The sequence below is a fragment of the Faecalibacterium prausnitzii genome, assembly GCF_003287495.1.
GTDB lineage: Bacteria > Bacillota > Clostridia > Oscillospirales > Ruminococcaceae > Faecalibacterium > Faecalibacterium prausnitzii_I.
The window spans coordinates 474,223-499,564 of the sequence record NZ_PRLE01000002.1; the positions used below are offsets into that span (position 1 = coordinate 474,223).

Annotated in this window: 28 protein-coding genes and 4 pseudogenes; 28 read left to right on the top strand and 4 right to left on the bottom strand. The window is 51.1% G+C overall.

All coding sequences use genetic code 11. The annotated features are described in order from the left end of the window. The first annotated feature begins 3 nt into the window (after nucleotides 1–3). The 5 genes from C4N22_RS05655 to C4N22_RS13060 all read left to right on the top strand — a co-directional run bounded on the left by C4N22_RS05655 (nucleotide 4) and on the right by C4N22_RS13060 (nucleotide 4,035). Nucleotides 4–909 carry a sugar phosphate nucleotidyltransferase gene (locus C4N22_RS05655; RefSeq protein ID WP_112148291.1) on the top strand — a complete coding sequence of 302 codons (906 nt, stop codon included), beginning with the start codon at nucleotides 4–6 and terminating at the stop codon, nucleotides 907–909. Between the two features lie 166 nt (nucleotides 910–1,075). Next, nucleotides 1,076–2,314, top strand: a complete 1,239-nt coding sequence (locus tag C4N22_RS05660; RefSeq protein WP_181567175.1) for an SEC-C domain-containing protein — start codon at nucleotides 1,076–1,078, stop codon at nucleotides 2,312–2,314. Nucleotides 2,315–2,386: 72 nt separating this feature from the next. Continuing rightward, complete coding sequence (locus C4N22_RS05665; protein ID WP_112148293.1) at nucleotides 2,387–2,716, top strand: hypothetical protein; 330 nt, start codon at nucleotides 2,387–2,389, stop codon at nucleotides 2,714–2,716. A 141-nt stretch (nucleotides 2,717–2,857) separates the two neighbouring features. Beyond that, nucleotides 2,858–3,241, top strand: coding sequence for an SMU1112c/YaeR family gloxylase I-like metalloprotein (gene gloA2 / locus C4N22_RS05670; protein ID WP_112148294.1), 384 nt, complete (start codon nucleotides 2,858–2,860; stop codon nucleotides 3,239–3,241). A gap of 2 nt (nucleotides 3,242–3,243) precedes the next feature. Beyond that, nucleotides 3,244–4,035, top strand: a complete 792-nt coding sequence (locus tag C4N22_RS13060; protein WP_242980958.1) for a hypothetical protein — start codon at nucleotides 3,244–3,246, stop codon at nucleotides 4,033–4,035. A gap of 119 nt (nucleotides 4,036–4,154) precedes the next feature. On the opposite strand, the gene C4N22_RS05680 is transcribed toward C4N22_RS13060, so the two are convergent. Further along, nucleotides 4,155–4,982, bottom strand: a complete 828-nt coding sequence (locus C4N22_RS05680) for an alpha/beta fold hydrolase (RefSeq protein WP_112148295.1) — start codon at nucleotides 4,980–4,982, stop codon at nucleotides 4,155–4,157. A gap of 979 nt (nucleotides 4,983–5,961) precedes the next feature. On the opposite strand from C4N22_RS05680, the gene C4N22_RS05685 reads away from it, so the two are divergent. The 9 genes and pseudogenes from C4N22_RS05685 to C4N22_RS05720 all read left to right on the top strand — a co-directional run bounded on the left by C4N22_RS05685 (nucleotide 5,962) and on the right by C4N22_RS05720 (nucleotide 11,635). Further along, nucleotides 5,962–6,357 (top strand): plasmid mobilization protein, encoded by a 396-nt coding sequence (locus tag C4N22_RS05685; RefSeq protein ID WP_112148296.1) that lies wholly within the window; start codon nucleotides 5,962–5,964, stop codon nucleotides 6,355–6,357. 94 nt (nucleotides 6,358–6,451) lie between these two features. Further along, entirely contained in the window at nucleotides 6,452–7,621 is a 1,170-nt protein-coding gene (locus C4N22_RS05690; protein ID WP_181567176.1) for a relaxase/mobilization nuclease domain-containing protein, read from the top strand. A gap of 117 nt (nucleotides 7,622–7,738) precedes the next feature. Continuing rightward, nucleotides 7,739–7,978: pseudogene (locus C4N22_RS13140) on the top strand (replication initiator protein A); the annotation flags it as partial. A 151-nt stretch (nucleotides 7,979–8,129) separates the two neighbouring features. Beyond that, nucleotides 8,130–8,339 (top strand): annotated as a pseudogene (locus tag C4N22_RS13070) (ATP-binding protein); the annotation flags it as partial. Nucleotides 8,340–8,430: 91 nt separating this feature from the next. Next, nucleotides 8,431–8,589 (top strand): annotated as a pseudogene (locus C4N22_RS05700) (excisionase); the annotation flags it as partial. A gap of 185 nt (nucleotides 8,590–8,774) precedes the next feature. Then, nucleotides 8,775–9,971: a site-specific integrase gene (locus C4N22_RS05705; RefSeq protein WP_112148298.1), complete on the top strand. Its 1,197-nt coding sequence runs from the start codon at nucleotides 8,775–8,777 to the stop codon at nucleotides 9,969–9,971. Nucleotides 9,972–10,120: 149 nt separating this feature from the next. Continuing rightward, nucleotides 10,121–10,570, top strand: a complete 450-nt coding sequence (locus C4N22_RS05710) for a low molecular weight protein-tyrosine-phosphatase (protein ID WP_112148299.1) — start codon at nucleotides 10,121–10,123, stop codon at nucleotides 10,568–10,570. 12 nt (nucleotides 10,571–10,582) lie between these two features. Next, nucleotides 10,583–11,170 carry a pentapeptide repeat-containing protein gene (locus tag C4N22_RS05715; protein ID WP_112148300.1) on the top strand — a complete coding sequence of 196 codons (588 nt, stop codon included), beginning with the start codon at nucleotides 10,583–10,585 and terminating at the stop codon, nucleotides 11,168–11,170. A 12-nt stretch (nucleotides 11,171–11,182) separates the two neighbouring features. Continuing rightward, nucleotides 11,183–11,635 carry an aminoacyl-tRNA hydrolase gene (locus C4N22_RS05720; RefSeq protein ID WP_112148301.1) on the top strand — a complete coding sequence of 151 codons (453 nt, stop codon included), beginning with the start codon at nucleotides 11,183–11,185 and terminating at the stop codon, nucleotides 11,633–11,635. Between the two features lie 80 nt (nucleotides 11,636–11,715). On the opposite strand, the gene C4N22_RS05725 is transcribed toward C4N22_RS05720, so the two are convergent. Both C4N22_RS05725 and C4N22_RS05730 read right to left on the bottom strand, forming a co-directional pair. Next, entirely contained in the window at nucleotides 11,716–12,399 is a 684-nt protein-coding gene (locus C4N22_RS05725) for an alpha/beta hydrolase (protein WP_242980959.1), read from the bottom strand. Nucleotides 12,400–12,472: 73 nt separating this feature from the next. After that, nucleotides 12,473–13,354 (bottom strand): DUF5131 family protein, encoded by an 882-nt coding sequence (locus C4N22_RS05730; protein WP_347476099.1) that lies wholly within the window; start codon nucleotides 13,352–13,354, stop codon nucleotides 12,473–12,475. 114 nt (nucleotides 13,355–13,468) lie between these two features. Between C4N22_RS05730 and C4N22_RS13235 the strand changes: the two genes are divergently transcribed. The 10 genes and pseudogenes from C4N22_RS13235 to C4N22_RS12740 all read left to right on the top strand — a co-directional run bounded on the left by C4N22_RS13235 (nucleotide 13,469) and on the right by C4N22_RS12740 (nucleotide 22,242). Continuing rightward, nucleotides 13,469–13,702, top strand: coding sequence for a hypothetical protein (locus C4N22_RS13235; RefSeq protein WP_112148304.1), 234 nt, complete (start codon nucleotides 13,469–13,471; stop codon nucleotides 13,700–13,702). Between the two features lie 165 nt (nucleotides 13,703–13,867). After that, complete coding sequence (locus C4N22_RS05740; protein ID WP_112148305.1) at nucleotides 13,868–14,692, top strand: purine-nucleoside phosphorylase; 825 nt, start codon at nucleotides 13,868–13,870, stop codon at nucleotides 14,690–14,692. Then, nucleotides 14,653–14,904, top strand: coding sequence for a hypothetical protein (locus tag C4N22_RS05745; RefSeq protein ID WP_242980960.1), 252 nt, complete (start codon nucleotides 14,653–14,655; stop codon nucleotides 14,902–14,904). The genes C4N22_RS05740 and C4N22_RS05745 overlap by 40 nt, the downstream gene beginning before the upstream one ends. A 237-nt stretch (nucleotides 14,905–15,141) precedes the next feature. Continuing rightward, nucleotides 15,142–15,606: an Hsp20/alpha crystallin family protein gene (locus C4N22_RS05750; RefSeq protein WP_112148306.1), complete on the top strand. Its 465-nt coding sequence runs from the start codon at nucleotides 15,142–15,144 to the stop codon at nucleotides 15,604–15,606. Between the two features lie 249 nt (nucleotides 15,607–15,855). Then, entirely contained in the window at nucleotides 15,856–16,713 is an 858-nt protein-coding gene (locus tag C4N22_RS05755) for a YitT family protein (protein ID WP_112148307.1), read from the top strand. Nucleotides 16,714–16,820: 107 nt separating this feature from the next. Beyond that, a complete protein-coding gene (locus tag C4N22_RS05760) occupies nucleotides 16,821–17,855 on the top strand; it encodes an alcohol dehydrogenase (protein WP_112148308.1) in 1,035 nt (344 codons plus the stop codon). 171 nt (nucleotides 17,856–18,026) lie between these two features. Further along, a complete protein-coding gene (gene ade / locus C4N22_RS05765; protein WP_112148309.1) occupies nucleotides 18,027–19,775 on the top strand; it encodes an adenine deaminase in 1,749 nt (582 codons plus the stop codon). Between the two features lie 227 nt (nucleotides 19,776–20,002). After that, nucleotides 20,003–20,155: a hypothetical protein gene (locus C4N22_RS05770; protein WP_242980961.1), complete on the top strand. Its 153-nt coding sequence runs from the start codon at nucleotides 20,003–20,005 to the stop codon at nucleotides 20,153–20,155. Between the two features lie 191 nt (nucleotides 20,156–20,346). After that, nucleotides 20,347–20,877 (top strand): annotated as a pseudogene (locus tag C4N22_RS13240) (hypothetical protein); the annotation flags it as partial. Between the two features lie 423 nt (nucleotides 20,878–21,300). After that, nucleotides 21,301–22,242: a hypothetical protein gene (locus C4N22_RS12740; protein WP_146746514.1), complete on the top strand. Its 942-nt coding sequence runs from the start codon at nucleotides 21,301–21,303 to the stop codon at nucleotides 22,240–22,242. A gap of 73 nt (nucleotides 22,243–22,315) precedes the next feature. Here the strand turns inward: C4N22_RS12740 and C4N22_RS05780 are convergent, their stop codons facing one another. Then, complete coding sequence (locus C4N22_RS05780) at nucleotides 22,316–22,714, bottom strand: MATE family efflux transporter (protein ID WP_278320611.1); 399 nt, start codon at nucleotides 22,712–22,714, stop codon at nucleotides 22,316–22,318. A 418-nt stretch (nucleotides 22,715–23,132) separates the two neighbouring features. Here C4N22_RS05780 and C4N22_RS05795 point away from each other — a divergent pair, with 418 nt between their 5' ends. The 4 genes from C4N22_RS05795 to C4N22_RS05810 all read left to right on the top strand — a co-directional run bounded on the left by C4N22_RS05795 (nucleotide 23,133) and on the right by C4N22_RS05810 (nucleotide 25,210). Then, entirely contained in the window at nucleotides 23,133–23,624 is a 492-nt protein-coding gene (locus C4N22_RS05795; RefSeq protein WP_112148311.1) for an HD domain-containing protein, read from the top strand. Between the two features lie 2 nt (nucleotides 23,625–23,626). Further along, nucleotides 23,627–23,851, top strand: a complete 225-nt coding sequence (locus C4N22_RS05800; RefSeq protein ID WP_242980962.1) for a hypothetical protein — start codon at nucleotides 23,627–23,629, stop codon at nucleotides 23,849–23,851. Continuing rightward, nucleotides 23,848–24,303 carry a (deoxy)nucleoside triphosphate pyrophosphohydrolase gene (locus tag C4N22_RS05805; protein WP_112148312.1) on the top strand — a complete coding sequence of 152 codons (456 nt, stop codon included), beginning with the start codon at nucleotides 23,848–23,850 and terminating at the stop codon, nucleotides 24,301–24,303. The genes C4N22_RS05800 and C4N22_RS05805 overlap by 4 nt, the downstream gene beginning before the upstream one ends. 466 nt (nucleotides 24,304–24,769) lie before the next feature. Beyond that, the gene (locus C4N22_RS05810) at nucleotides 24,770–25,210 is read left to right on the top strand and encodes a hypothetical protein (RefSeq protein WP_112148313.1); all 441 of its coding nucleotides are present in this window, start codon (nucleotides 24,770–24,772) and stop codon (nucleotides 25,208–25,210) included. The last annotated feature ends 132 nt before the right edge of the window (nucleotides 25,211–25,342 follow it).

A 25,342-nucleotide genomic window follows, 5' to 3' on the forward strand; every position in this document is an offset into this window, starting at 1 on the left:
AAAATGAACACAACATTACTTATCATGGCGGCCGGAATCGGCAGCCGATTTGGAACAGGAATCAAGCAGTTGGAGCCGGTGGATGAGGCTGGACATATCATCATGGATTATTCAATCCACGATGCAATCGAAGCGGGATTCAATCATGTAGTATTTATCATCCGTAAGGATATCGAGAAGGAGTTTAAAGAGGTTATTGGTGATCGCATTGCCTCCATTTGCTCTTCTCATGACGTAACTGTAGACTATGTTTTTCAGGACATCAACGATATTCCGGGAGAACTTCCAGAAGGCCGTACAAAGCCGTGGGGAACCGGTCAGGCCGTGCTTGCAGCGAAGGACGTAATTAAAACTCCGTTCATCGTCATTAACGCAGACGATTACTATGGCAAGGAAGGATTTAAGGCAGTCCATGAGTATCTGGTGAACGGAGGAAAGTCTTGCATGGCTGGCTTCGTGCTGAAGAACACCCTGTCTGATAATGGCGGTGTGACCCGTGGCATCTGCAAGATGGACGAGGATAACAACTTGACTGAGGTTGTGGAGACCAAGAACATCGTGAAGACTGCAGATGATGGAGCAGAGGCCGACGGTGTGGCTGTTGATGTGAATTCTCTTGTCTCCATGAACATGTGGGGCTTGACTCCTGATTTTCTGGATGTGCTGGAAGATGGTTTCAAGGAGTTTTTCGAGAAAGAAGTACAGAGAAATCCTCAGAAAGCTGAGTATCTGATTCCAATCTTCATCGGTGAGCTGCTGGAGCAGGGAAAGATGTCTGTAAAGGTCCTGAAGACCAACGACACCTGGTATGGTATGACCTACCATGAGGATGTCGCAGCAGTAAAGGGCAGTTTCAAGGAGATGCTGGAAAACGGCGTGTATAAGGCTGATTTATTTGCAGATTTGTGATATACTGGGAGCGGAAGCTCCCTGTGCTGCTCTGATAATCACACACCTCTTCGTGGTGAGCAGCAGGCAACGATCTACGAATCAGGGATTCGATGATCGGCGAAGATGTGAAAAGATTGGATATGTGTAAATAATGAATATACGGAGAAAGTTCTGGAATATAAAAATGAAAATATTTTCACTACTAAATAAAGATGCAAAAATTCTTTATGATACGATGAAGGAACTTCAAATTCCAGAGGATCAGTTGTATTTGCATGACGATGAAAGTTGCCCGTGCGGATCAGGAAAAGCATACAAGGATTGCTGTAAAGGGAAAAGTGATGAGGGCCCGGTAAATTCAAAGAAACCTGTTGAAGTTCTATTGATGGAAGAAATGAGAAATGGATTTAAACGGGATAAGGTATGCTTACATCCGGATCAGTCGCATTGTAAGGGTGAAATTAAAGAAGCACATGCATTACAAAATCATAAAATTATTTCATTGCTTGCAAGCGCGGATAATCATGTGATAATGCAAGATTCTACTAAGCAACCTATAGTGATGAAAGAGGATCCTGCAAATCCAATACTGATTGTTCCGTTTACAAGAGTAAGTGGTAATAAAGCAACTACGCAAAGTTGCTTTTGCGATGTGCATGATACAGAAGCATTTAAGGTAATTGAAGCTGGCTCACCAGACTTTGACGCAACTAATGATGAAATGAAGTTTGTGTATGCATATAAGGCTTTTGTTTTTGAATATGCAAAACAGAGACACTTGATGTGGCTGTATAGAAGAATGTTTTCAAAACGGCCGTGTGTATTCTCTTTGTCAGAGCAAGTAAAAGAATACCGAATTCAATGCTTACGAATGGAAGAATTTGAAGCTGTTAAGAAAAAGTTTGATGCAGAAATTTTGGCAGGAACACATAACGGTGTAAGTACGGTTGTGGTTACAATTCCGTATAAGTTGGGATTTGCAAATTATGCATATATAGCACCAGATTATGATATAGATGGTAATAGAATAAAAAGTATTGATAATAAAGGGAAAATGTATAGATTGGCAATAACGGTATTGCCAGAAGCAAATCAGTCATATATTTTAATGAGTTGCTTAGATAGCGAAGAAGAATTTTATCATTCGTTTTTCCAATCAATAAAAACAGCTAACTTGGAAAAAATACTTTTCTATTTTAATTTGATGCTTCCGCTTTTTTCTGAGAATGTTATATTAAGTGAAACTCTGTGGAATGCGTTAGATGAGAAAGGCCAATTTGGATTAACACATATGGCAAATTTGACTGGTGATGATCAGCTTAAACTTAGTCAGGCGCTAGGAATGGCACTTAGGAACGCAGCCCATAAAAAGAATTTTGATTATTCTAAACGAATGGGATTTGACCTTTTTCAGCAGGTGTAAATGAAGAATATTCCCCTCACCCCAACACCATGCTATACTTAAACCACTAAAAAAGGAAAGAGGTTATCACCTATGCCCAGAACAAAAGGCAGCAAAAACCGTCCCAAAACTGCCCATACCGACTACGCATCTCAGATCGCGGAGAAGCAGGAATCTATCACTTCCCTGACTGCTGAGATTTCATCCATCACCGCAAATATTGACACTTTGAAGGCTGATCTGAAAGAAAAGAAGTCTGCTTTGAAGAAGACCGAAAAAGAAGTGGCATCCCTGGAAGCGAAGAAGGCAAAGGCAGATGCTAAGGCTGCTGAAGAAGCTAAGAAGACCGAGGCAGAGGCTGTGCTGAAGAAGTTGCTGGCAAGTGGCATGAGTGCGGACGAGATTCTGGAAAAGCTGAAATAACAAGAAAACCAATAACAAAAATAAATGCCGTGTGGACAAACTGAACTCCAGGAGTTCACACGGTATTTTTTGAAGGTTGATATATAGTTTATAACGGAAATAAAAGAAGGACAAAATTAAAAGAAATGGAGTGTGAGAAAAATGAATTTATCTAAAATACACCACATCGCAATCATCGTATCTGACTACGAAGCTGCAAAGGATTTCTATGTGAACAAGCTGGGATTCTCTGTTATCAGAGAGAACTACCGTCCAGAGCGTAAGGACTGGAAGCTAGATCTTCGTGTCAATGGGCACACAGAGCTGGAGATTTTTGCAGAAGAAAACCCGCCAAAGCGTGTGAACCGACCGGAGGCCTGTGGGCTGCGACATCTTGCTTTCTGTGTAGAGAGTGTGGAGCAGACGGTGAGAGAACTGGCAGAAGTTGGGATTAAATGTGAGCCGATTCGTGTTGACGATTATACCGGAAAGAAGATGACCTTCTTCCACGACCCGGATGGACTGCCGCTGGAACTGCACGAATAATTATGGGAGAGAAAAGAGCATATAAAGCCAGAAAGCCCGGCGGCGGCCGGAAAAAGTTAAAGCCGGAATACGATGCCGGGAAGAATCTGAAAGATCAGATGGATGCTGCTGTGGCACTTTATAATTCTGAGATGTCCTTGCAGGCCATCGCCGATGCTCTGAACCTAAATCCCATCAAGGTACGGAAGCTGCTCATCACGGCAGGTGTGTATGAATCAGAAGTGGCGGAAAAAGTAAAAAACACTTTTGAAGAATACCGAGAAACACAGGACTACAAAACCTCCATACTCTCAACTGCAAACACCCTGAAACTTTCCAAAGCCTCCGTCACCTCGTATCTGCCTTATGAAAAAGGCGTGTACTTCCAAAGTACAGAAAAGGAGAAAATCAGTGTTGGAGCAGAACGGCAGCGGAGATTTAGAGCAATGAGGCGATGGAGGGTTGATCCGACAGAAGAAAACTTCTGGGGTGTGGTTCTGGCCTATACTGGAGTAAAATTTAAGACCTACTCCGGGTTGCCATTCTCTTACGAAATTAAAAAGGGCAGGAACGGCGAGTACACAAAAGAACTGTGGATCGATCGCAGAGAGAATAGTAAAAGCCTGGCGTGGAGTTCCGTGCGGCTAGCTCTGGGCCATATTAAAAAGGTAGGAGAAGTAGTTGAACGACCGAAAGCACTGGGCGATATCCGGGGTGTGACCTATATATACGGAATGTTCTATCGGTTTGGACTGATCGACGTGCCGGATGAAGCAAAAGAAAAGATGAAGAAAGCGTTCAGCAAATCGTCCTGACACGGATGCCGCAGAGGGTGCGGAAAAGAAGAATCACCCAATGATTGAGTCACTGCGTGAACTCCTGGAGATTATACAAAAAACACCTGCGGAATGAACCACAGGCGGCTGAAATCACATTATAGCTTATTCAAAAAGTCTTCCAGAACACGGTTCCACTTTTCGGGGTACTCATAGAACATCAGGTGACCACCCATGACGTAGGTGCCGTAACCGGGAAGCTGTGCTTCGACAAAGGGCTTTGCAATGTCCTGCCAGTGTTCTGCAATGAACATCAGGCTGGGCAGAGTTGCACCGACATCTTTTGCGATTTCAAGATAGTTGGAGAACACGGCGTCGCAGAACAGCTGACGGCAGATCCAGTATGGTGTGCGGCCGGAAATATCCAGCAGATACTCCAGCTCATCAGGCTCCATCTTATGCTGGATCATGACGCCAGTCGCGTACTCGCTAAAGAACTCACGGCATCCCTGAGAAGAGGTCAGCACCTGTGTGGCAACCTGAGACAACTCTTCAATCGTGCCCTCAGTCCACCACTTCGGGTCAGGGGAGAGCGGGAGCGGAGACATATCGATAGTCACAACGCCGCGCAGCTTGTCTTTGCCGAACTGCTGCACGTAGCTCCATGTGTCAAGGTTGCCCGTGCTCCAGCCAATCAGGACAATATCTTTGAGACCCAATGCATCAATCAGACCTGCTACATCGCGGCCGTGAGTCAGGTAGTCGTTGCCATCCACGGTTTTGGCAGAATAGCCTTGGCCGCGAGGATCGATAGCAATGACACGATATTCAGAGGAGAAATACTCCAGTTGGTTCTTGAAAATCTCACCAGAGAAGGTCAGGCCGGGAATGAAGACCAACGGTTTACCTTCGCCTTTTTCCAAGATATGTAACTCTACACCGGGGGCTACAGTGACATACTTGCTTTCAATACGATCTTTTGCCATGAGAAAACCTCCCAACAAAACCTATAAATCGAATTGGCTTGTCCGAATTATACATCTGGAAGAAGAGAAAAGCAATAGGCTGATAGAAACTGCACTGCTGTAATCTACAAAAATTTTCAGTGCATGAACATCAGTAACAGTTACACAATGTTAAAATAGCAATATGTCCACGATGAGCAGGCGCAACACCTGTCTGCCGCAGTATTTTTACTTTATAAGACATCTCTATGGATGACGGTAAGGTTCGATTTTGAACTTTGCCGTTTTTCTTTTTGTCCAAATTTGTAAAATTTTCAAAACTGTATTCCAAAACGGCTCTACGGATTCCTATTAGTGTAGGGGGCTTCAAAATCTTTTGTAGAACAGCTTTCCGCTAGTTCTATAAGTGGAAAATAAACAAAATCCATGTTCTAAAATTAGGTAGTTCAACAAAATTTGAAAAATTGGTTGCCAAAAATCCATTTTAGATTGTTATAGGTAGAGGGGAACGTTGGAAAAATGAATTTTCTTTGAACTTTCAAAAGACCCGGTTTAAAAACACCCCTTAAAGTTTGTATAGGGTGTAAGGGCTATATTCCAAAACAGACCTATTTGCTGTTGGATTCACTTCTGAAAATCCCTGATTCCTTACAAAGCTACATCGCACCTTGAAAATCGCATGAGCCACCCCAGTAGGATACCTCTGATACTGAATGTGCATTCTGCGCGTCTTATCGGAAAATACGCCGGAGAGAATCGGGCAGGAACGGGCTGGGACAGAGTGGACGGTAGTTAAGAGCAAGATTTGCCTTTGTATACGAAATCGCTCCTACGGGAGATTTCTCCACGCGGCATCTTGATGGGGATTGTGCTCCCCATACCCTCACATCGTGCAAAATCACATGATTTTGCCTGTTGGTGACCTGCAGAAGCAGGCCACAGCCGGAGTGCAGATGCACTGCCGGGAAAATCAAACTCTTGATTTTGGAAAGGAGACCCCATGCCACAAACGAAGAAAAAAGTGAAATCTATCGTAAAGACAAAAGTAATCTCCGCACGAGTAACAGAAACAGTACATGAACTTTTACACCAGCAGGCAGAAGATGCCGGAATGACCCTCTCTGAATTTGCAGCACAGATGCTGATGAAAGGCCGCGTGAATATCTCGTATGTGTTCTATGTCCACCCGGACGAGATCGAAGCCATCACACGGGAGTTTGCCGCCATCGGGAACAACCTGAACCAGATCGCGGCGTTCTTCAACAGTGGGGGTCTTCCATCACATGTCATGTGTGAAAACATCAACCATGCAATTTCCTGCATTTTTGAAATGCGGGAGCAGGTCGCAGAAATGGCAGGAAAGAACTATTGCAATCTTAAAGCATATCGCAAGTAAGAGTTCCAACTATGGTGCTGCACTGGAGTATCTCATTTTCAAGCATGATGAACTTCGGAAAACTCCGATCCTTGACCAGAACGGAAATCGCATCATGCGAGATGAGTTTTATCTGGACGGCCTGAACTGTGAACCCTATTCCTTTGATGCGGCCTGCCAGCAACTGAACCGCGAATATCAGAAGAACAAAAACAAGGGTGAAATTAAATCGCACCATTACATCATCAGCTTTGATCCACGGGACAGCACAGAAAATTGCTTGACGGGGAAACGGGCGCAGGCCATCGGCCTGAAATATGCAAAAGCAAATTTTCCGGGGCATCAGGCATTGGTCTGTACGCACATGGACAGTCACAATGGCAGCGGCAACATTCATGTGCATATCGTAATCAACAGTCTGCGAAAACTGGATGTGCCTCAGCAACCCTTTATGGAACGGCCCATTGATAGCAAGGCTGGCTACAAGCACCATGTGACGAACGAGTACCTGAAGCATCTGCAGAAATTCCTTATGGATTTATGCCAACGTGAATTTCTGCATCAGGTCGATTTGCTGTCACCATCCAGAACGGGTGTGACCGAAGCGGAGTATTGGGCACAGCGGCGGCTGGATGAGAAAAAACAGAAAATCGAAACGGAAGGATTTACGCCCAATCCGACAAAGTTTCAAACACAGAAGCAGCTTATCCGGGATGCCGTTGCCGCTGCTCGTGAGAAAGCAATCTCGTATGAAGATTTTCAAGACATCCTGCAGGATGAATATGACATTTTCGTCAAAACACAACGTGGGCGTTACAGCTATCTGCCACCGGAACGGAACAAGTTTATATCGGAGCGTTCTTTGGGGGATAGCTGCAAAAGAGAATGTCTGGAAGGATTCTTTGTTCAGAACGCCGAGAAGAATCTGCGGTACAGGGAAGAACCCATACTGATCTTTACGACCAGAACCAGGCTACGGCTTGTTGTGGACCTGCAGGAGAATGTTAGGGCACAGGAAAATCTGGCCTATGCGCTAAAGGTCAAAATTAGCAATTTGCAGAAAATGGCTGAAACGCTGGTATGGGTACAGGAGAATAACATCAACGACCTGACAGAATTGAACGATCTGTGTAAGACAGCACAGGCCAATGCGCAGGCAGCGTATGAAATCCGACCTTGCATGGAAACGCGAGTGGGAGGCCAAAGTCCGCGAAAAGGCAAGGCAGGAGCAGGCTCGACAGGAACAGCGAGAGCGTCAACCGAAACGCAAGAAGCGCAGCTATGATATGAGCCTGTAATCAGCAGGGTCTTCCACCCCGCACCCCGGAACCCTGCCGGATGCGTAAGCCCGTGCAGGACTTTCCCATTCGGCAGGAACTTTTGAAAACGATTAGGAGGAAGTTTGAGTAAAGAGTACATCAAGGCACAAACCCCACTGCCCGCTTATTTCCCTTATCCGAAATTTCTGCTGCAGATGAGCCTTTCCCATACGGCACGATTGACGTATGTTTTGCTGCTGGACCGCATGACCCTTTCGCAGAAGAACGGCTGGGTGGATGTGCAGGGCCGGGCATATGTGCTCTATCCGTTGGCAGGGCTGGCGGAAGATCTTCAGAGCAGCATTTCCAGTGTCACCCGTGCTCTGCGGGAACTGGAAGCCGCACGGCTGATCGAACGACGGTCAAATGGCTTTTCCAAGCCAAACCAGGTGTTCCTAAGCTTCCCATCTACTGCGCAGAAATGCACAGTAGAGATGGTCAAAAATGAGCGGTCTGATTGCCCAAAAGTGAGCAATCATCGACAGCCGCTACCACAGCCGGAAACCGCTGATCGTTACCACGAACCTGACCCTGATGGAGTTGAAGAACCCACAGGATACCGCACACGCCCGCATCTATGACCGCCTGCTGGAACTGTGTACGCCGATTGCCTGCACAGGCCCCAGTATGAGAACGTGCGCTGGACAGGAAAAACTGCAGCTGTTGAAAACAATGCAGGTTTGAAGCGGTTTGGTAAAAGAAATAATATGCTACTTATAAAAAATAAGGAGAACTGCCTATGAAAGAAGTCCCGATTTGAGAGAAAAGCAATTTAACACTGGAAGAAGCTGCAGCTTACTCCGGGGTGGGAATCAATAAGCTGCGCTCATTGTCAGACCATGAACGCTGTCAATTTGTTTTATGGATCGGTTCAAAACGGCTCATCAAACGCCGCAGGTTGGACGAATATCTCGATAAAGCCTACTCCATCTAAAATCAGACGTGCCAAGTGAGCCTTGATGTGGTATACTGGAACTTGCCGGGGCGAAGCCCCGTCATCTTGCATTTGCAAGACCGTTCGGTCGCTTAAAGTCCCCACTGGGGACTTCATTGCGGCGCTGCGCTTGCAAACGCGAAGTGTCAATCAAGGCTCTTTCCATTCAGGAAAGGAGTTTGACGATGTCAAGAAGAAAAGACAATAAAGGGCGTGTTCTTCGAACAGGAGAGAGCCAGCGAAAAGACCTGATCTATCAATATCGCTACACGGATGCTTTGGGAAACCGAAAGTGCATCTATGCGTCGGATCTCAAAACCTTGCGTGAAAAAGAGGATGAACTGCAGAGAAGCCTTGAAGACGGCCTTGACTATGCAGGCGGCGAAATTACGGTATACGAACTTCTGCAGCGCTATCTTTCGCTGAAGTGCGGTGTCCGCTATAACACGAAGGTCGGGTACGGCTTTGTGATGAACATCGTACAAAAAGAACCATTCGGGGCAAGAAAGATCCGGGATATCAAGGTGTCGGATGCTCAGCGTTGGATGATCAAGCTGCAAAAGGAAGGAAAGGGGTACAGCACCCTGACCAGTATCCGGGGTGTTGTAAAGCCGGCTTTCCAGATGGCCTATAACGAGGAAGTTGTACGGCGCAACCCGTTTGATTTCAAGCTGACGGATGTGGTGGTCAACGATTCACAGAAGCGCATCTCACTGACCGAGAAACAGCAGAAGGTTTGGATGAACTTCATCCGAGAGGACAAGAGCTACGCCAAGTACTACGATGAATTTGTAGTGCTGCTGGGAACCGGAATGCGTGTCAGCGAATTCTGCGGTCTGACCCTGCAGGATCTGGATTTTCAAAACCGCAAGATCCGTGTGGACCATCAACTGATCCGGGAGAGCGGCGGCAAATACTACGTTGAGAAAACCAAGACAGAGTGTGGCCGCCGGTTTATCCCGATGACGGAGGACGTGTTCCAGAGCTTGCAGAACCTGCTTGCAAATCGCAAACGGCTGAAGAATGAGGTCATCATTGATGGCTACAGTGGGTTTCTACTGCTGGATAAAAACGATCACCCGAAGGTGGCATTGCACATCGAGAACGAGATGCGGTGGGCGATGAAAAAGTATCGCAAGCTGTACCCGGATGCTCCGCTGCCGCACATCACGCCTCATGTGTTCCGACATACCTTCTGCACCAACATGGCAAATGCGGGGATGGATATCAAGGCACTGCAGTATGTGATGGGGCACTCCGATGCAAGCATCACGCTGAATGTCTACACCCATGCAAGCTATGACCACGCTGCGGAACAGATGACGAAACTGGTCGATTTTCCGGGGTCGTCTGACCGGCAGGAGCGAAAGATGTCAGGTTGATATAGCACGGTTTGGTACACCATTACTACACCATTTTGCTGAAAAGTTATGGAGAACAGTGTAGAGACGCGTGAAAAGCACACAGAGCCGATGCCGAGAAATCATGCGATGTATCGCGTTATAAAGACTTGTGGAGGGATGTGTAAGGAATGACAAAGATAATTTTTTTGTGCCACGGCAACATTTGCCGCAGCCCAATGGCCGAATTTGTAATGAAAGACCTTGTGGCCAAAGCTGGGCTTTCTGACCAGTTTGAAATCGCATCCGCCGCCACAAGCACCGAGGAGATCGGCAACCCGGTCTATCCGCCCGCCCGGCGGAAGCTGGCCGAGCACGGCATCTCCTGCGAGGGTAAATTCGCCCGACAGATGACCCGGAGGGATTACGAAACCTACAATTACCTGATCGCCATGGATCATAACAACCTGCGCAATATGACACGCTTTGTGGGCGGCGACCCGGAGCATAAAGTGTCTCTGCTGATGGATCATACCAGCCGCCCCGGCGATGTGGCCGACCCATGGTATACCGGGGACTTTGAAGCTACCTGGCAGGATGTGCTGGAGGGCTGCACCGCTCTACTGGAAGAACTGCGCTGACAGGAGAATTTTATGACAGAGCGTTATTGTGAGGGCGAACGGTTTGCTGACCTGTCGTTCACCGAGGAGACTTTTGAGGACTGCGACTTTACCGACTGCGTGTTTGTGGATTGCTCCTTTACCAAATGCGAACTGGATCATACCACGCTGAATGAGTGCAAATTCATGCGGTGTGAGATCGCAGGTCTGCGCAGCACCCATTCTTCGGTGCAGTCGCTGGATTTTGAGGACTGCCGCCTGAATGAAATTGAGTGGGCACCGCTGATGTCCAACGGTGCCTTCCCGGACCCTATCCACACGCTGAAAGAGTGCAGTCTGAAATATAACACCTTCACCGAAATGAACTTTAACCGCTTCGACTTTTCGGATGGCAACGAAATTGTCGGCTCCATGTTTGCCAAATGCGAGATGCAGCTGGCGAATTTCAAGGGCGTGGAACTTCACGAAACGGAATTCTACCAGTGTGACCTGCGCAAGGCGGATTTCCGGGATGCTACAGGCTATAAGGTGGACATTCTGGGCAGCCGCCTGAAGGATGCGAAATTTTCCCTGCCGGAAGCGGTGAATCTGCTGGCAGATTTGAAGATCAAGCTGTCGTAAGAAGGAGAAAAAATGCGTCAACTCATCATTGCACGAAAAGATCTGCAGATGTCGCCTGGCAAGCTGGCGGCGCAGTGCTGCCACGCTTCGCTGGCGTTCCTCACCGACCCCATCGGTATGGGACAGGGCGTGGAACCCATCGAGAAAGACGGAGAAATTACCGGCTATCGGGCAGAAATCATGTTGGAGAAAACAACCTATGAAGAATGGTTCGATGGCTCTTTTACCAAAACTATCTGCGGGGCAAAGAACCGCAATCAACTGCTGAAAGCAAAGACCATTGCCGAGGAATTGGGCCTTGTGGAAAACAAAGACTTCTTCCTTATCCGGGATGCCTGCCACACCGAGCTGGAACCGGAAGAATTTGATGAAAACGGAGAAGGCATGACGCTGACCTGCATTGGGTTCCGTCCGCTGCCGGATGAAATTGCACACCAGATCAGCCATAAGTTCCATTTGTATTGAGTGCTGGTTCGCGGAATAATAAAAATAGTCCCGGCCATTCTCCTGTGACATACAGGAAAATGGTCGGGATATTTTGCTTTTTATTGAAGATTCATCCACGCCGCCAGTGCATCCGCTGTCTGCTGTTGCTGTTCCTCGGCGGAGATAACAGGCGCGCCGTCGCCCTTCTGGGCACCGTAGCTGCCGAATCCGGCATGACAGCCGCCGTCAATGACCGTTTCGGTAGTGTCCTGCGGAAGATTTATGCGGTCGGTTTCGTACTTTTCGCGGTTCAGTACGCCGTCCTCGCTGCCGTAAGTGGAATAAACTCGCAGGCCGCTGTCGGTCAGGTCGGCGGTGGAGTAGGCCGCCAGCAGCACCAGACCGTCCAGTTCATCGGTGTGCTTGGCCGCATAGCTTGCCGCCATGGCCCCGCCCAGCGAGTGTCCGCCGATGTACCAGTCTGTGACTTCGGAAAAGCGTTCCGGGATGCTGTCCGCCGCGTTCCTATCCAGTACAGCCAGATTGCAGGGCATCTTTACCAGTATGCACAGGATTCCGTTCTCCGCAAGGTCGTGCAGGAGGGGAGCATAGGCGGTGTTTTCCACCTTGCCGCCCGGATAGAAGATCAGCCCGGCAGTGGGGGATTCCGGCACAAAGACCCAGTTGCCATCCTGTTCGGTGACGGTCACAAAGCGGTCCGACACCAGCGCGTCCTCGGCGGCGGGGTCGGCGTGGTAGTAATCGTTGACGTAAACGCCGAATGCAATGCAGACGGCCAGCAAAATGGCCAGCAGCCAGAGAAAACTCTGCGGGGAAACGATTTTTTCTTCTGGTTCTTCATAGAACTCCTTTATTTTATAAGCATTTTCCGCAATCGCTGCAGCCGTTGCAGATCAACTTGCTGCCGCAGGTCTCGCAGTTTGCGCGGAAATGGGGCACATAGAGATCTTCCTGCGGGATGGGGTAGCCCCAGTCGTCCACGAGGTCAAAATGAATGGGCCTGCCCTGAAAATTCATGCCGGATTTATAAGCCATCCGGCTTTGCAGCTGCTTGCTGGGTAGGTGGTAGCGTTTACCGTCTTTGATGAACACAGTGCCAGTCTCGATAAAGCAGAAGGTCACGTTGGCATCCACGCATTCCTGCCGGAGCGATTTGACCCAATCAAAATTGCAGGGGCGGGCACCATCGTAGTTTTCGCCGCCGCAGATGACCTGCTCGATCTGCCCGGCGGAAAGGTACTGCCGGATGCTTACCGGCCCGATGAAGGGCGCGCACATGATGCCCTTGTGCTTGAAGGGCAGGTCAAACAGAATGGGAATGCGCTCATCGGCGCGGCGCTGATTCTCACAGGTGACATTGAAAAAGATGTTATCCCAACCGCTGCCCCAGTCCGGCGGCAGGCACTTCCGTACCCGCTGCGGCCGTTTGGTGAGCAGAAAAAACACCACATCGCTGCGCTGGCGCATGATGTCCCACGCCTCAGCCCGCCACGGGTCGGCTTCTTCCAAGAAGAAATCCGAGGTCATGCAGACCCGGATCTGCTCACCACTCTGGATTTTGTAGTGTCCGGTGCGGTCTTTCTGGAGCGGGTAGGAAAAGCCGCTTTTCGTTTTGTAGATCTCGGCTCCGTTCTGGTCCCGCATCCGGTCGAGAAAATACATGTAGCAGTTCTGGCAGCCCTCGCTGCACTTGACGCAGCCGTGCCATGGATTCCAGATGTCGTGCAAGAAGCTCACCTTCTTTCGGTTCCTATTATTATAATAGCTGCGCGGACAGGAAACAAGAGCACCCCTTGCGCCGCTCCGCCGGATGTGATAGGATGAAGAAAACCATGTGAGGGAGGAACCACCATGCCGTTTCTGATGATCCGCAATGACATCACCAAAGTGGCGGCGGATGCCATTGTCAACCCGGCCAACCGGAACCTTTTGCAGGGCAGCGGCACCCTTGCCTGCATCACCGGCGGCATTGCCGAAGCTTTTTACGGGATGCCGCAGGAACTGCAGGACGAGACTTTGAAACGTCTGCCGGAGGATATCCGGGAAGGATATGAGCTGTTTCGGTGGAACATCGGCCAGAGATAAGACATTCGGAGAACCAAGGAGCAGATACAACACACTCGTGATGTGAAGTATCTGCTCCTTGGTTTTTAATAAGACTCGATGAAGGGCGTCTTGCATCGGCCTGAAAAATCCGATATACTGAACCCAGAGAGTATATCGAATTTTTTGGGAAAAGGAGAGAACGGTATGGAACATCTTTATGAAAAGGCACGGGAAAGTGCGGAATATATCAAGACGCACACGAAAAAGCGCCCGAAGATCGCGGTGGTGCTGGGCTCCGGCCTTGGCAAGCTGACCGCGGACTTTACGGACACGGAAGAACTGTCCTACAAGGATATCCCCAACTTCCCGGTATCCACGGTGGCAGGACACAAAGGCGCATTGTTGGCTGGCAAGCTGGGGGACACGGAAGTCTACGCCATGGAAGGCCGCTTCCATTTCTATGAGGGCTACTCCATGAAGGAAGTCTGCTACCCGTTCTATGTGTTCAAGCTGTTGGACGTGGAAAAGGTGGTGTTGACCAACGCCTGCGGCGGCATCAACCGGGAGTTTGCGCCGGGCACCCTGATGCTCATTACCGACTTCATCAACATGATGGGCACGAACCCCCTCATTGGCCCCAACGATGAGCGCTTCGGCCCCCGCTTCCCGGACATGACCGAACCTTACAGTCTGGAACTGCGGAACCTTGCCAAGCAGACTGCCGATGAACTGGGCATTGCCTACAAGGAGGGCGTTTACATGGGCTTTATGGGCCCTTGCTATGAAACGGCGGCTGAAATTCGCGCCTTTGCGGGGATGGGAGCCGATGCCGTGGGCATGAGCACCGTGCCGGAAACCATGGTCTGCAACTACATGGGCATGAAGGTACTGGCCGTCAGCTGCATCACCAACATGGCCACCGGCATCCAGACGGTCAAGCATAGCCACGCCCGCGTGTTGGAGATCGCAAATCAGGCAGGCGATACCCTGTGCCGATGGCTGGGTGCGGTGATTCAGAGAATGGAGTAAAAAAGATCAATGTCCGCACCGAGGAGGTCTACGAAACGGCCCATGAGGTGCTGCGGGCGGAAGGACTGTTTCTGGGCACATCGGCAGCAGCGGCTTTGCACGCAGCGGTGCAGGTGGGCCGCAGACCGGAGAATCAGGGAAAGAACATCGTGGTCATCGTCCCGGACAACGGCATGAAATATCTGTCTACGCCGATGTACCGACAGAAATGATAAAAACACGATGATACGACAGAATTTTGAAAAGATTGCATAGAATTTTATGAAAGTATTATTCTTTCATGAATTTTAGCACTCTAGTATTGACATTGCTAATAAACGGTGCTATAACAGGGCCGTGCTCAGGAGGAAGGGCAAAAGGAGAGCCGCTAGGCTCCCCGGAAAGCCCTTCTGAATGGACGCTTCAGATTTTTTGCCCCGACCCGAACGCCGGGATTGGAGGAATGATTTATGCTTATGCCGACTGTTTTCCATGAAAACCTGTTCGATGATTTCTTCGATCCGTTCTGGAATGACGCTGCACTGGAACGTATGATGAACCGTAAGGCTCGTGATACCTTTGGTAAGCGCGGTGCAAACATGATGAAGACCGATGTCAAACAGACGGACAACGGCTACGAAGTAGCGGTTGACCTGCCGGGCTGCAAGAAGGAAGACGTTCAGATGGATCTGAACGACGGCTACCTGACCATTCAGGCAGTGCGCAGCCACAGCAACGACGAAAAGGATCAGAAGGGCCGCTATCTGCGGCGCGAATCTTTCTCCGGCACCTGCGCGCGCAGTTTCTACGTGGGCGATGTGAAGAAGGAAGACATCCACGCAAAGTTCGAGGATGGCGTCCTGCACGTCGAACTGCCTGCTCCTCAGCAGACGAAGGCTTTGCCTGAGAACCCGAACCTGATCGAGATCGAGTAAAACGCCGGTCGTGTGCGCCAAAGCACAACGCACATAAGATGCCCCCGGAGAGCCGCAACAAGCCCTCCGGGGGCATTTTTGTTTCGCTATCTTTTCCGTAAGGGAAAAACATGGTATACTGAGAACAGCAACTCAGAATTTATGGAGGTACTTCACTATGGAATACAAACGCTTTGGCGGTAAGCTCCTTGTCCGCATCGACAAAGATGAGGAGATCGGTGAAACAAATTTGATTTTAGGGAGACAAAGATGAGTGATGTAAAAGGAAAGACCGGCGCAGTCCTGAGGGAGACGGCAGTCCTGACCGGGGCGGTGGCGATCATTGCGGCGGCCGTTTTCTTTTTTCTGGTGCCGAGCCATACATCCGTCAGCAGCATTTCCGGCCTTGGCATCGTGCTGTCCAATTTTGTGCCGCTGCCCTTGTCGGTCATTACGATGATCCTGAACGTCGTGCTTCTCATCATCGGGTTCTTTACCTGCGGCAGAGAATTTGGCGCAAAGACCGTATACACCAGTGTGCTGCTGCCGGTGTTTCTGGGGCTGTTTGAAAAGCTGTTCCCGGAGTTCGGCTCGATGACCGGCAGTCAGGAGCTGGACGTGCTGTGCTATATTCTGGTGGTCAGCGTCGGGCTGAGTATTTTGTTCAACCGCAATGCATCCTCCGGCGGGCTGGATATCGTGGCAAAGATCATGAACAAGTACCTGCACATGGAATTGGGAAAAGCCATGTCTCTGTCGGGAATGTGTGTGGCGCTTTCCGCGGCCCTGGTTTACGATAAAAAGACCGTGGTGCTGAGTATCCTCGGTACTTACTTCAACGGCATCGTGCTGGACCATTTCATCTTTGATAACAGCATCAAACGCCGCGTCTGCATCATCACCGAAAAAGAGGAGGCGCTGCGTCAGTTCATCCTCCATGACCTGCACAGCGGTGCGACCATGTACGAGGCCATCGGTGCATACAATCTGGAAAAGCACAACGAGATCATTACCATCGTGGACAAGAACGAATATCAGAAGCTGATGAACTTTATCAACCGGGAAGACCCCACGGCTTTTGTTACCATTTACAATGTGTCCAGCATGCAGTATCAGCCCAAGATCTGATCGGCGGAGAGCTGCCGCAAAGGGCGGGCCTTTTGCGGCTTGCTCTTTGCCATAGCTGCGTGGTATACTCAAGTCCGGAAAGATCAAAGCGCATGGAGGGAATAAGCATGCTGACCTATACCTATGTTTCAAAGGGGACGTTTGCCCTGATGGAAAAACCAAAGCCGGTGCTGCAGCACGAGCGGGACGCCATTGTAGAGGTGACCCTTGCCAGTATCTGCTCCAGCGATCTGCACATCAAGCACGGCAGCGTGCCCCGGGCGGTGCCCGGCATCACGGTCGGCCACGAGATGGTGGGCATCGTAGAAGAAGTGGGCAGTGGGGTGACCAATGTGAAACCCGGCGACCGGGTGACGGTGAACGTGGAGACTTTCTGCGGAGAGTGCTTTTTCTGCAAAAAAGGCTTTGTGAACAACTGCACCGATCAAAACGGCGGCCGGGCGCTGGGCTGCCGCATCGACGGTGGGCAGGCCGAGTATGTCCGGGTGCCCTTTGCGGATCAGGGACTGAACAAGATCCCGGACGGCGTCACCGATCGGCAGGCGCTGCTGGTGGGCGATGTGCTGGCCACCGGCTTCTGGGCGGCACGCATTTCGGAGATCACCCCCGAGGATACCGTGCTAATCCTCGGTGCAGGGCCGACCGGCATCTGCACGTTGCTGTGCGTCATGCTGCACAGTCCCAAGCGCATCATCGTCTGTGAAAAGGACGCAAGCCGCCTGCAGTTCATCCGTCGGCACTACCCGCAGGTGCTCACGGTGCAGCCGGAGGACTGCGCCGCCTTTGTGCGCGCCCACAGCGACCACGGCGGGGCAGATGTGGTGCTGGAAGTGGCAGGGGCGGACACTACCTTCCGGCTGGCGTGGGAGTGCGCAAGACCCAACGCCATTGTGACGGTGGTGGCGCTGTACGATAAGGCACAGACCCTGCCGCTGCCGGAAATGTACGGCAAAAACCTCACCTTTAAGACCGGCGGCGTGGACGGCTGCGATTGTGAAGAAACGCTGCGTCTCATCGCAGAAGGCAAGATCGATACCGAACCGCTCATCACCCACACCTACCCCCTGCGCCGGATCGCAGAGGGCTACGAGCTGTTTGAAAAGAAACGGGACGGCGTGATCAAGGTGGCAGTGGAGTGCTGACGGTCTGCGCCAAGGCACAACGCACATAAGGTGGCCCCGGAGAGCTGTAACAAGCCCTCCGGGGCCATTTTTGTTCCTGGCATCTTTTCCGCAGCGGCAAGGCGTGGTAGAATAAGGGCAGAACCAATCCACAGGTGAGAAAATCGAACTTCAGAGAGAGGAGATGTTTCTATGCAGTCTGATGAGCTGAAACGCCGGATCTCGGCAGGCAGAGGAGATGCTTTGGCCGATCTGGTTTTGAAAAATGCCAGAATCGTCAATGTGTTTACCGATGAGATCGACACCGCTGATATTGCCATCAGCGGAAATTTGATCGTGGGCGTGGGTATGTATCATGGCCGGAAAGAAGTTGATCTGCACGGCAAATATGTCTGCCCGGGCCTGATCGATGGGCATATCCACATCGAAAGCTCCATGCTCTGTGGTCCGGCTTTCGAGCAGGCAGTGCTGCCCCACGGTACCACTGCGGTGGTCACAGACCCACACGAGATCTCGAACGTTGCGGGGCTGGAAGGCTTGGATTTTATGCTGGAAACAACAAAAAATCTGACCCTTTCGGTTTATTTCATGCTGCCCTCCTGTGTTCCGGCCACGGATCTGGATGAATCCGGTGCGGTGCTAAACGCAGAACAGCTCCGGCCTTACTACGGCGATCCCCGTGTGCTGGGGCTTGCAGAGCTGATGAATGCCTACGGGACGGTGCGCTGTGACCCGAAGATCCTGCAGAAGATCCGCGACTGTACCGAAGCGGGAAAGATCGTGGATGGCCATGCGCCGCTTTTGAGCGCTAAGGACCTGAATGCTTATATTGCGGCAGGCGTTCAGTCTGATCACGAGTGCTCCAACATCGAGGAAGCCATGGAAAAATTCCGGCTCGGACAATACATCATGATCCGGGAAGGAACGGCTGCCAAAAATATGGAGGCCCTGATGCCGCTGTTCCGGGAGCCCTATTGCAGCCGCTGTATGCTGGTGACGGATGATAAGCACCCCGGTGACCTGCTGGACAGCGGCCACATCGATTCCAACATCCGTAAAGCGATCCGGCTGGGCGCAGACCCAGCAGTGGCCGTCAAAATGGCAACGCTGGTCCCGGCACAGTATTTTGGGTTCAAGCAGCGCGGTGCCGTAGCACCGGGGTACCGGGCAGATCTGGTTGTGGTTCCGGATCTGGAATCCTTTACGGTCGAACAGGTTTACAAGAATGGCACGCTGGTGGCCGAGCACGGAAAAACGCTGAAACCCGCACCGCTTGAAATCGACCACGCGCGCTTTGCACGCGTCATGAACTCCTTTGATCTGGATGAGATCACACTGCAGGACCTGGAACTTCGGGAAAGCGGGGAGCAGGAGCGTGTCATCTGCCTGAACCGGGGCGAGCTGCTTACGGAGGAAAAAATCATCCCGTTCCAACGGCATCCGGGCAAAGCTCCCGGTGTGGACCCGGAACACAACATCGTAAAACTGGCCGTTTTTGAGCGGCATCATCACTCCGGCCATGTGGGCATTGGCTTTTTAGGAAACTTCAGCCTGAAATGCGGAGCCGTTGCATCGAGCATCGCACATGATTCCCATAACCTGATTGTGGCAGGGGACAATGATACCGATATGATGTTGGCCGGCAACACTGTGCGGAAAAACAAAGGCGGACTTGCGTTTGTGGCAGATGGACAGGTCGTGGCAGAACTTGCGCTTCCGGTGGCCGGATTGATGAGCACTGAAAGCGCAGAGAGCGTTGCGGCGAAAATGCAGGCGCTGAACGATGCCCTCAAGGCACATGGTGTAGTGGAAGATATCGGCATCTTTATGACCCTCGCCTTCGTCAGCCTTCCGGTCATTCCAAAACTCAGACTGAATACATACGGCATCATCGATGTAGCGCAGCAGAAAGTCGTTCCGGCTGTTTTTAATAGGCGATAACAAAAATACTGCCGGAGATCGACCTGAATGGTCCGTCTCCGGCAACAGAACAGTTCGTTCCTACTCTTAGAAGCGAGCCGCATCAAGAGAAAAATTGACGGAAATTCTTATTTGATAAATCGGAATTTGCACAATTCTTGAACTCAACACAAACTGCCATCAGTGTTGTTCCGTTGCCCGTTTTTTGCTGGTAGAATAAAACCATCAAATGAAGGAGGCAACAAGCCATGAATACAGATAAAATGGATAAAAGCTATGATAGGCTGTTCCGTCATGTGTTTACGCCGATTCTCGACCGCTACGGTGTATTACCGCAGGATCGACCTTATATCATGGCCTTTCACGCAGTTTTACTTGCACCCCCCCGGAGAGTGGTATAATTTTCTTACAAGCACAAGCCCATGTTTTACCGGATTTGAAACTTTGTAAGGAGGTACCACTTATGATCTCTTATCGCAAACTCGCCATGCGTGTTCTGGGGCACAGCCCGGTTTCTGCGGTCAAAACAGCCCGCCGCTCCACCGCAAAGCGCGCCGCCGCCCTCACCCTCACCGCCGCCCTTGTGGTCGGGATGACGCTCCCCGCCTTTGCCCAAGACTGGTTCATTGAAAATGGTGACATCACGATTTCGGCTGGTGAAAACGGCAACAATGTCACACAGGGAAGTACGACAAAAGAGAATGATACGGACACAGTTATTAAAAGCAAAGGCTCTTCTACCGCGTCTTCGAATACAGTAACGATCGATGCAGGTGAAGGCAAAACGGTGAATGTCACGCTGGATAACGTCAATATCGATACCAGCGAAACAGGCGAAGCCGCTGTAAGCGTTACCGGCAGCGGCAATACGAACATTGAGCTGAACGGTAATAATACTCTGACGAGCGGCGGCTGGCACGCAGGTCTGGAACATAATAAGGAGACCGATTCTGAGGGCAACGAAACCAGCGGCACACTGACCATCACTGACACGGATAAGAATGGTTCGCTGGCTGCCACCGGTGGTAATTACGGAGGTGCTGGAATCGGCGGCGGAAATATCGAAGATGCCGGTAAGCTCGAAATCACCGGCGGTACCATTACTGCTACAGGCGGACTCGATGGTGCTGGTATCGGCGGTGGCGGTTCCGGCGGCGATGCCGATATTACGATTTCCGGCGGAACTATTACTGCCATTGGCGGTACTGACCCGTGGCAGCGGCCGTATGCGATTGGCGGTGCTGGTATCGGCAGTGGTGGTGCAAATGGCAATTCCACTGTTACTATTACTGGCGACGCAGTTATCAAAGAAGCAATTGGCGGCAACGGATGCTCTGGTATAGGCGGCGGTTATGCTGGTGAATGCGACGTAACCATTTCCGGTGATGCTGTCATTAAGCATGCCGAAGGTGGTGTTCAATCCGCAGGTATTGGTGGTGGTGGTTGGGATACTATCGGCACTGTAACCATCAAAGATAATGCACAAATCAATAATTCTACCGGCAGTGCTGGTGCTGCCGGTATCGGCAGCGGTGTTCACGGCGATGTGACCGTCACAATCGAAGGTAATTCGACCATCGACAACGCCACCGGTGGCTCAGATGGCGCTGGCATTGGCGGCGGCTATGCCTCCCTCGGTGATGTTACCATTGAGGGTAATGTCACTATTAAGAACGCTCAGGGTGGCGCTGGTGCTGCCGGTATCGGTGGCGGTTCGGACGCCGAAACTAAAGACGATGGCACCGGAAACCGTATCGTCATCCGCAGCAACGAGGATGGTTCTCCCACCATCAATGCAACCGGTGGCGTTCCCGAAGTTGATGACGACGGTAACGTAATCAGTGCTGGTGGTGCCGCTATCGGCAGTGGTGCTTCGCTCCCGGACAAAAACGGCGATGTTGCTCCTGAAGCAGACGCTGATATTACCATTGAAGGCAAGGTGACAATCAACGCCACTGGCGGCGGCGATGTGGCCATTGGCGATTCGATCAACGGCGAAACGCAGTTCTCCGGTTTGCAGGTGGGCACGACCATCACCCGCCGCAATGCGAAGGGCGACGATGTTTCCCAGCCCGGTGATGTTGTACGCGAGCAAGCGCCCACCGAAACGGAAGCGGCAGAAGCACCTTCCACCGGCTCGGTGGAAGTGGAACGCCCGGTCACGGTGGAGGGGCTGTATGTCACCAACGTTCTGGGCAAGCAGATCACCCACACCTGCACCCAGAACGGCACGACCCTGACCATCCGCGCCAACGGCATCGTGGCCTCGGCCCACCTGACGCTGGGCATGGTCCGCACCCTGAAGGCTCAGGGCGTGAAGACCCTTGTGTTCACCACCCTGCTCTCCCGCTCCACCACGGTCTCGGTGGACGCCCTGCTGGCGGCTGAACCCGACGCCCCCGATGAAACGGCCGTCGTCTGGACCCACACTGGCCCCCGCGCGGCATTGACCATTGGCGGCGCAGACCACAGCGCCCTGCTCAAGTAACCGAACGGAGCACACAACTTATAAAAACGCAGCCGGGAGGCTTCCGCTTTTGGAACGCCTCCCGGCTGTTTCGTTATGCCGTTTTGGTTTTGAGGTAGTACCCGATGCCGATGGCGTCCGCCAGCGCCCAGCCGATCGGGACGCTGAGCCAGATGCCCGTGACCCCCAGCGGCGTAGCCGAGAGCAGATAGGCCAGCGCCACGCGGGTGCCCAGCGAAGCAATGGTCAGGATGACCGACATCATGGGCTTGTTGACCGCCCGGTAGTAGCCGTAGAGCAGGAACAGGATGCCGATGCCGATATAGCACGCGCCTTCGATGCGCAGGTAGTGGACGCCCGCCGCGATGATCTCGCTCTGGCCGGGGTCAACGAAGATGCCCACGCCCGACACATATTGGGAAAAGACCGTGGCTCCCGCCGCCCCGGCGACGCCCCACCCCAGCACGATGACGCACGGACTCGCCGCCGCCATCTGCAATGCGCTGGTCTACTCCGCCGCCGAAATGCTGGACCCCACAGCACGGGGCTGGAAGTAAAAAATTTAGCAGTTTTTAGGTAATTTTGCCAATTTTCCGTTTTTTACGCAGAAAACACCCCCTTTTATATTCGGGGATTGATGGCAATTATCTCAGAATGGCTCAAGAACGACTGCGCCGATTCCATTACATATATTACAGGTGTGATTCAGCAGTGTGTAAAAATGCCACAAAGCGAAACATCGAACGCTGTTTGACAACTTCGCGTTTGTGGAGCGAAGCAGAACAATGAAAGTCCCAGTGGGGCTTTTAAGCGACAGAACGGTCTTGCGTAGCAAGATGGAGGAGCTTTTCCCTGGCAAGTTCGCGTTTATCAAGGTGAACATTTAAGTATTAAAAACGGGAGTGGAACAAATGATGACCATTGCACAGATCATGGAAAAGATGATCGCCTTTTCCGAAGGGAATATCCATGACATCACGCACCTGAGCTGCGTGTGGACCTATGCCAAAACCATTGGTGAGCTGGAGGGGCTGGACGCAGACACGCAGTTTATTCTGGAGGTGGCGGCCATCACCCACGATATCGCCTGCCCGCTCTGCCGCAAAAAGTACGGCAACACCAATGGTAAATATCAGGAGCAGGAGAGTGCCCCGCTGGTGCGGGAGTTCTTGGCGGATACCGGCATGACAGCGGCACAGATCGACCGTGTGGCCTATCTGGTAGGGCACCACCATAGCCCGGCGCAGATCGACGGCATTGACTATCAAATTCTGATTGAGGCAGATTATATCGTCAATGCGTCCGAAAGTGGGTACGACCGGCAGGCAATCCGAACCTTTATGGAACATACGATGAAGACGGTAGCAGGTATCCGGCTGACGAAAACAGTGTTTGGAGTGTAAAAATGATTCAGAAGCATTGCTTTGAATGCGGCACGGCATTGATCGAAAAAGAACTGGAAGAAGAGGGCATTGTGCCTTACTGCCCGAAATGCCAGCAATACCGGTTCCCGATGTACAATGTGGCAGTCAGCATGATTGTTGTGGATGAGGAAACCGGGTGTTCTATCATGTCGGTGGGACTTCTGATGGTCGGCCATTATAATGAATCCAAAAGGAGAACGTTATGAAAACGATTCGTGTTGTGGCCGCTGTGATCTGCGACTCCATGCAGGAAAAGCGCAAAATCTACGCCACTGCCCGTGGTTATGGCGACTATAAAGGCCAGTGGGAGTTTCCGGGCGGCAAAATCGAGCCGGGCGAAACCCCGCAGCAGGCTCTGAAGCGGGAAATCGAAGAAGAACTGGACACGGAAATTGCTGTGGGGGATTTAATTGGGACAATCGAGTACGATTATCCGGCGTTTCATCTTTCCATGGACTGCTTCTGGTGTGAAGTGGTTTCCGGCGATCTTGTTCTGAAAGAAGCGGAAGCTGCACGATGGCTGACAAAAGATGACATTGATTCCGTTCCGTGGCTTCCGGCGGATCAGACCATTTTGGATGTGATCAGAAGTTCAATGCAGCCAGTGAAACCACTCCATACCAGCGAATATGACAACGAACCTCTGCAGAGATGCTGAGGATTCCCAGAATGAAAGATGAACTGCGCCGTCCCATGACGCTGCTGGTGAAAGCCGCAATTCCGAAAAAATCGTAAAACAGAGGCCTCCGAATCTTTTCCTAATAAGAAAGAGATTCGGAGGCCTTTATTGGTTGATTTAGCTAACAGTCGTGTCGAAAGACATCCCGTCTGAGGGCAAAGCGAAAGTTTTGCTTTTCAGGCGGGATTTTTTTGCTTTTTGAGACTGTTGTATACAATATATGGACTAAGAGGGTGGGTGACTTGGACTACGAGTCCATAAACTTTTGCTCGAAAGTACGATACACTATTGTCACGGCAGCGGCCCACATCCGAAAGGGAGCGGGAGCCGCAGCCGGGCGGACCTTGAAAATTGAATATGCAGCTTCAGGTACTTCCAGATGATGATACTTCCGTAATTCGCGGCCCGGTCATAAAGAAGACGGGGTGGCCGAGAGGCCAATGGAGTGGTGCAAATCCAACGCCTGATTGTTTCCCTTTCTCAGGGGTGCCGGGGGCAAATTAAGAGAAACCATTCACGAGGCATTGATGCTGCAGAAGAAGCGGTGCCCGGTGCACAGGAAGAGATCCTGACCGGGCATATCAAGGCGACGGATGAACAAATCGTAGCGCTTGCTTCAATTCCAAAGGAAGAACGCCCGGCAATTCTTGAGGAACTCAAGAAGAAAAAGAGTGACCGTGATGATACGGTCCTCGAACGTCTGAAGCCGAGCAAGCCACCACCGAAGCCAAAGTCTGTACCGCAGAAGAAAAAGCCAACGGCAACGGAAAACAACACGGCGTTGCAGGCAGAACAGCCGGAAACGTCGGTACAGGAACCGATCACCGAGTCCCAGCCAGAAGCAGAAATTTTGAGGCAAAAAATTGCAGCAACGGGAAAATCATAGCAACACCCCCTTGTTGCTACTGTATGAGGTGGACAGGTGGATTTGAACAGGAAAAACATGTTTTCCACTGAAAAATAATTGCCGGAATGACATGACGGCGTTCAACCGCAACTTCGGCGGCTCGTCCGGCGG

Excerpts from the sequence above, each read along its gene's own strand:
- C4N22_RS05655 (WP_112148291.1), top strand. The coding sequence starts at position 4 with ATGAACACAACATTACTTATCATGGCGGCCGGAATCGGCAGCCGATTT.
- C4N22_RS05660 (WP_181567175.1), top strand. The coding sequence starts at position 1,076 with ATGAAAATATTTTCACTACTAAATAAAGATGCAAAAATTCTTTATGAT.
- C4N22_RS05665 (WP_112148293.1), top strand. The coding sequence starts at position 2,387 with ATGCCCAGAACAAAAGGCAGCAAAAACCGTCCCAAAACTGCCCATACC.
- gloA2 (WP_112148294.1), top strand. The coding sequence starts at position 2,858 with ATGAATTTATCTAAAATACACCACATCGCAATCATCGTATCTGACTAC.
- C4N22_RS13060 (WP_242980958.1), top strand. The coding sequence starts at position 3,244 with ATGGGAGAGAAAAGAGCATATAAAGCCAGAAAGCCCGGCGGCGGCCGG.
- C4N22_RS05680 (WP_112148295.1), bottom strand. The coding sequence starts at position 4,982 with ATGGCAAAAGATCGTATTGAAAGCAAGTATGTCACTGTAGCCCCCGGT.
- C4N22_RS05685 (WP_112148296.1), top strand. The coding sequence starts at position 5,962 with ATGCCACAAACGAAGAAAAAAGTGAAATCTATCGTAAAGACAAAAGTA.
- C4N22_RS05690 (WP_181567176.1), top strand. The coding sequence starts at position 6,452 with ATGCGAGATGAGTTTTATCTGGACGGCCTGAACTGTGAACCCTATTCC.
- C4N22_RS05705 (WP_112148298.1), top strand. The coding sequence starts at position 8,775 with ATGTCAAGAAGAAAAGACAATAAAGGGCGTGTTCTTCGAACAGGAGAG.
- C4N22_RS05710 (WP_112148299.1), top strand. The coding sequence starts at position 10,121 with ATGACAAAGATAATTTTTTTGTGCCACGGCAACATTTGCCGCAGCCCA.
- C4N22_RS05715 (WP_112148300.1), top strand. The coding sequence starts at position 10,583 with ATGACAGAGCGTTATTGTGAGGGCGAACGGTTTGCTGACCTGTCGTTC.
- C4N22_RS05720 (WP_112148301.1), top strand. The coding sequence starts at position 11,183 with ATGCGTCAACTCATCATTGCACGAAAAGATCTGCAGATGTCGCCTGGC.
- C4N22_RS13235 (WP_112148304.1), top strand. The coding sequence starts at position 13,469 with ATGCCGTTTCTGATGATCCGCAATGACATCACCAAAGTGGCGGCGGAT.
- C4N22_RS05740 (WP_112148305.1), top strand. The coding sequence starts at position 13,868 with ATGGAACATCTTTATGAAAAGGCACGGGAAAGTGCGGAATATATCAAG.
- C4N22_RS05750 (WP_112148306.1), top strand. The coding sequence starts at position 15,142 with ATGCTTATGCCGACTGTTTTCCATGAAAACCTGTTCGATGATTTCTTC.
- C4N22_RS05755 (WP_112148307.1), top strand. The coding sequence starts at position 15,856 with ATGAGTGATGTAAAAGGAAAGACCGGCGCAGTCCTGAGGGAGACGGCA.
- C4N22_RS05760 (WP_112148308.1), top strand. The coding sequence starts at position 16,821 with ATGCTGACCTATACCTATGTTTCAAAGGGGACGTTTGCCCTGATGGAA.
- ade (WP_112148309.1), top strand. The coding sequence starts at position 18,027 with ATGCAGTCTGATGAGCTGAAACGCCGGATCTCGGCAGGCAGAGGAGAT.
- C4N22_RS05770 (WP_242980961.1), top strand. The coding sequence starts at position 20,003 with ATGAATACAGATAAAATGGATAAAAGCTATGATAGGCTGTTCCGTCAT.
- C4N22_RS05780 (WP_278320611.1), bottom strand. The coding sequence starts at position 22,714 with ATGGCGGCGGCGAGTCCGTGCGTCATCGTGCTGGGGTGGGGCGTCGCC.
- C4N22_RS05795 (WP_112148311.1), top strand. The coding sequence starts at position 23,133 with ATGATGACCATTGCACAGATCATGGAAAAGATGATCGCCTTTTCCGAA.
- C4N22_RS05800 (WP_242980962.1), top strand. The coding sequence starts at position 23,627 with ATGATTCAGAAGCATTGCTTTGAATGCGGCACGGCATTGATCGAAAAA.
- C4N22_RS05805 (WP_112148312.1), top strand. The coding sequence starts at position 23,848 with ATGAAAACGATTCGTGTTGTGGCCGCTGTGATCTGCGACTCCATGCAG.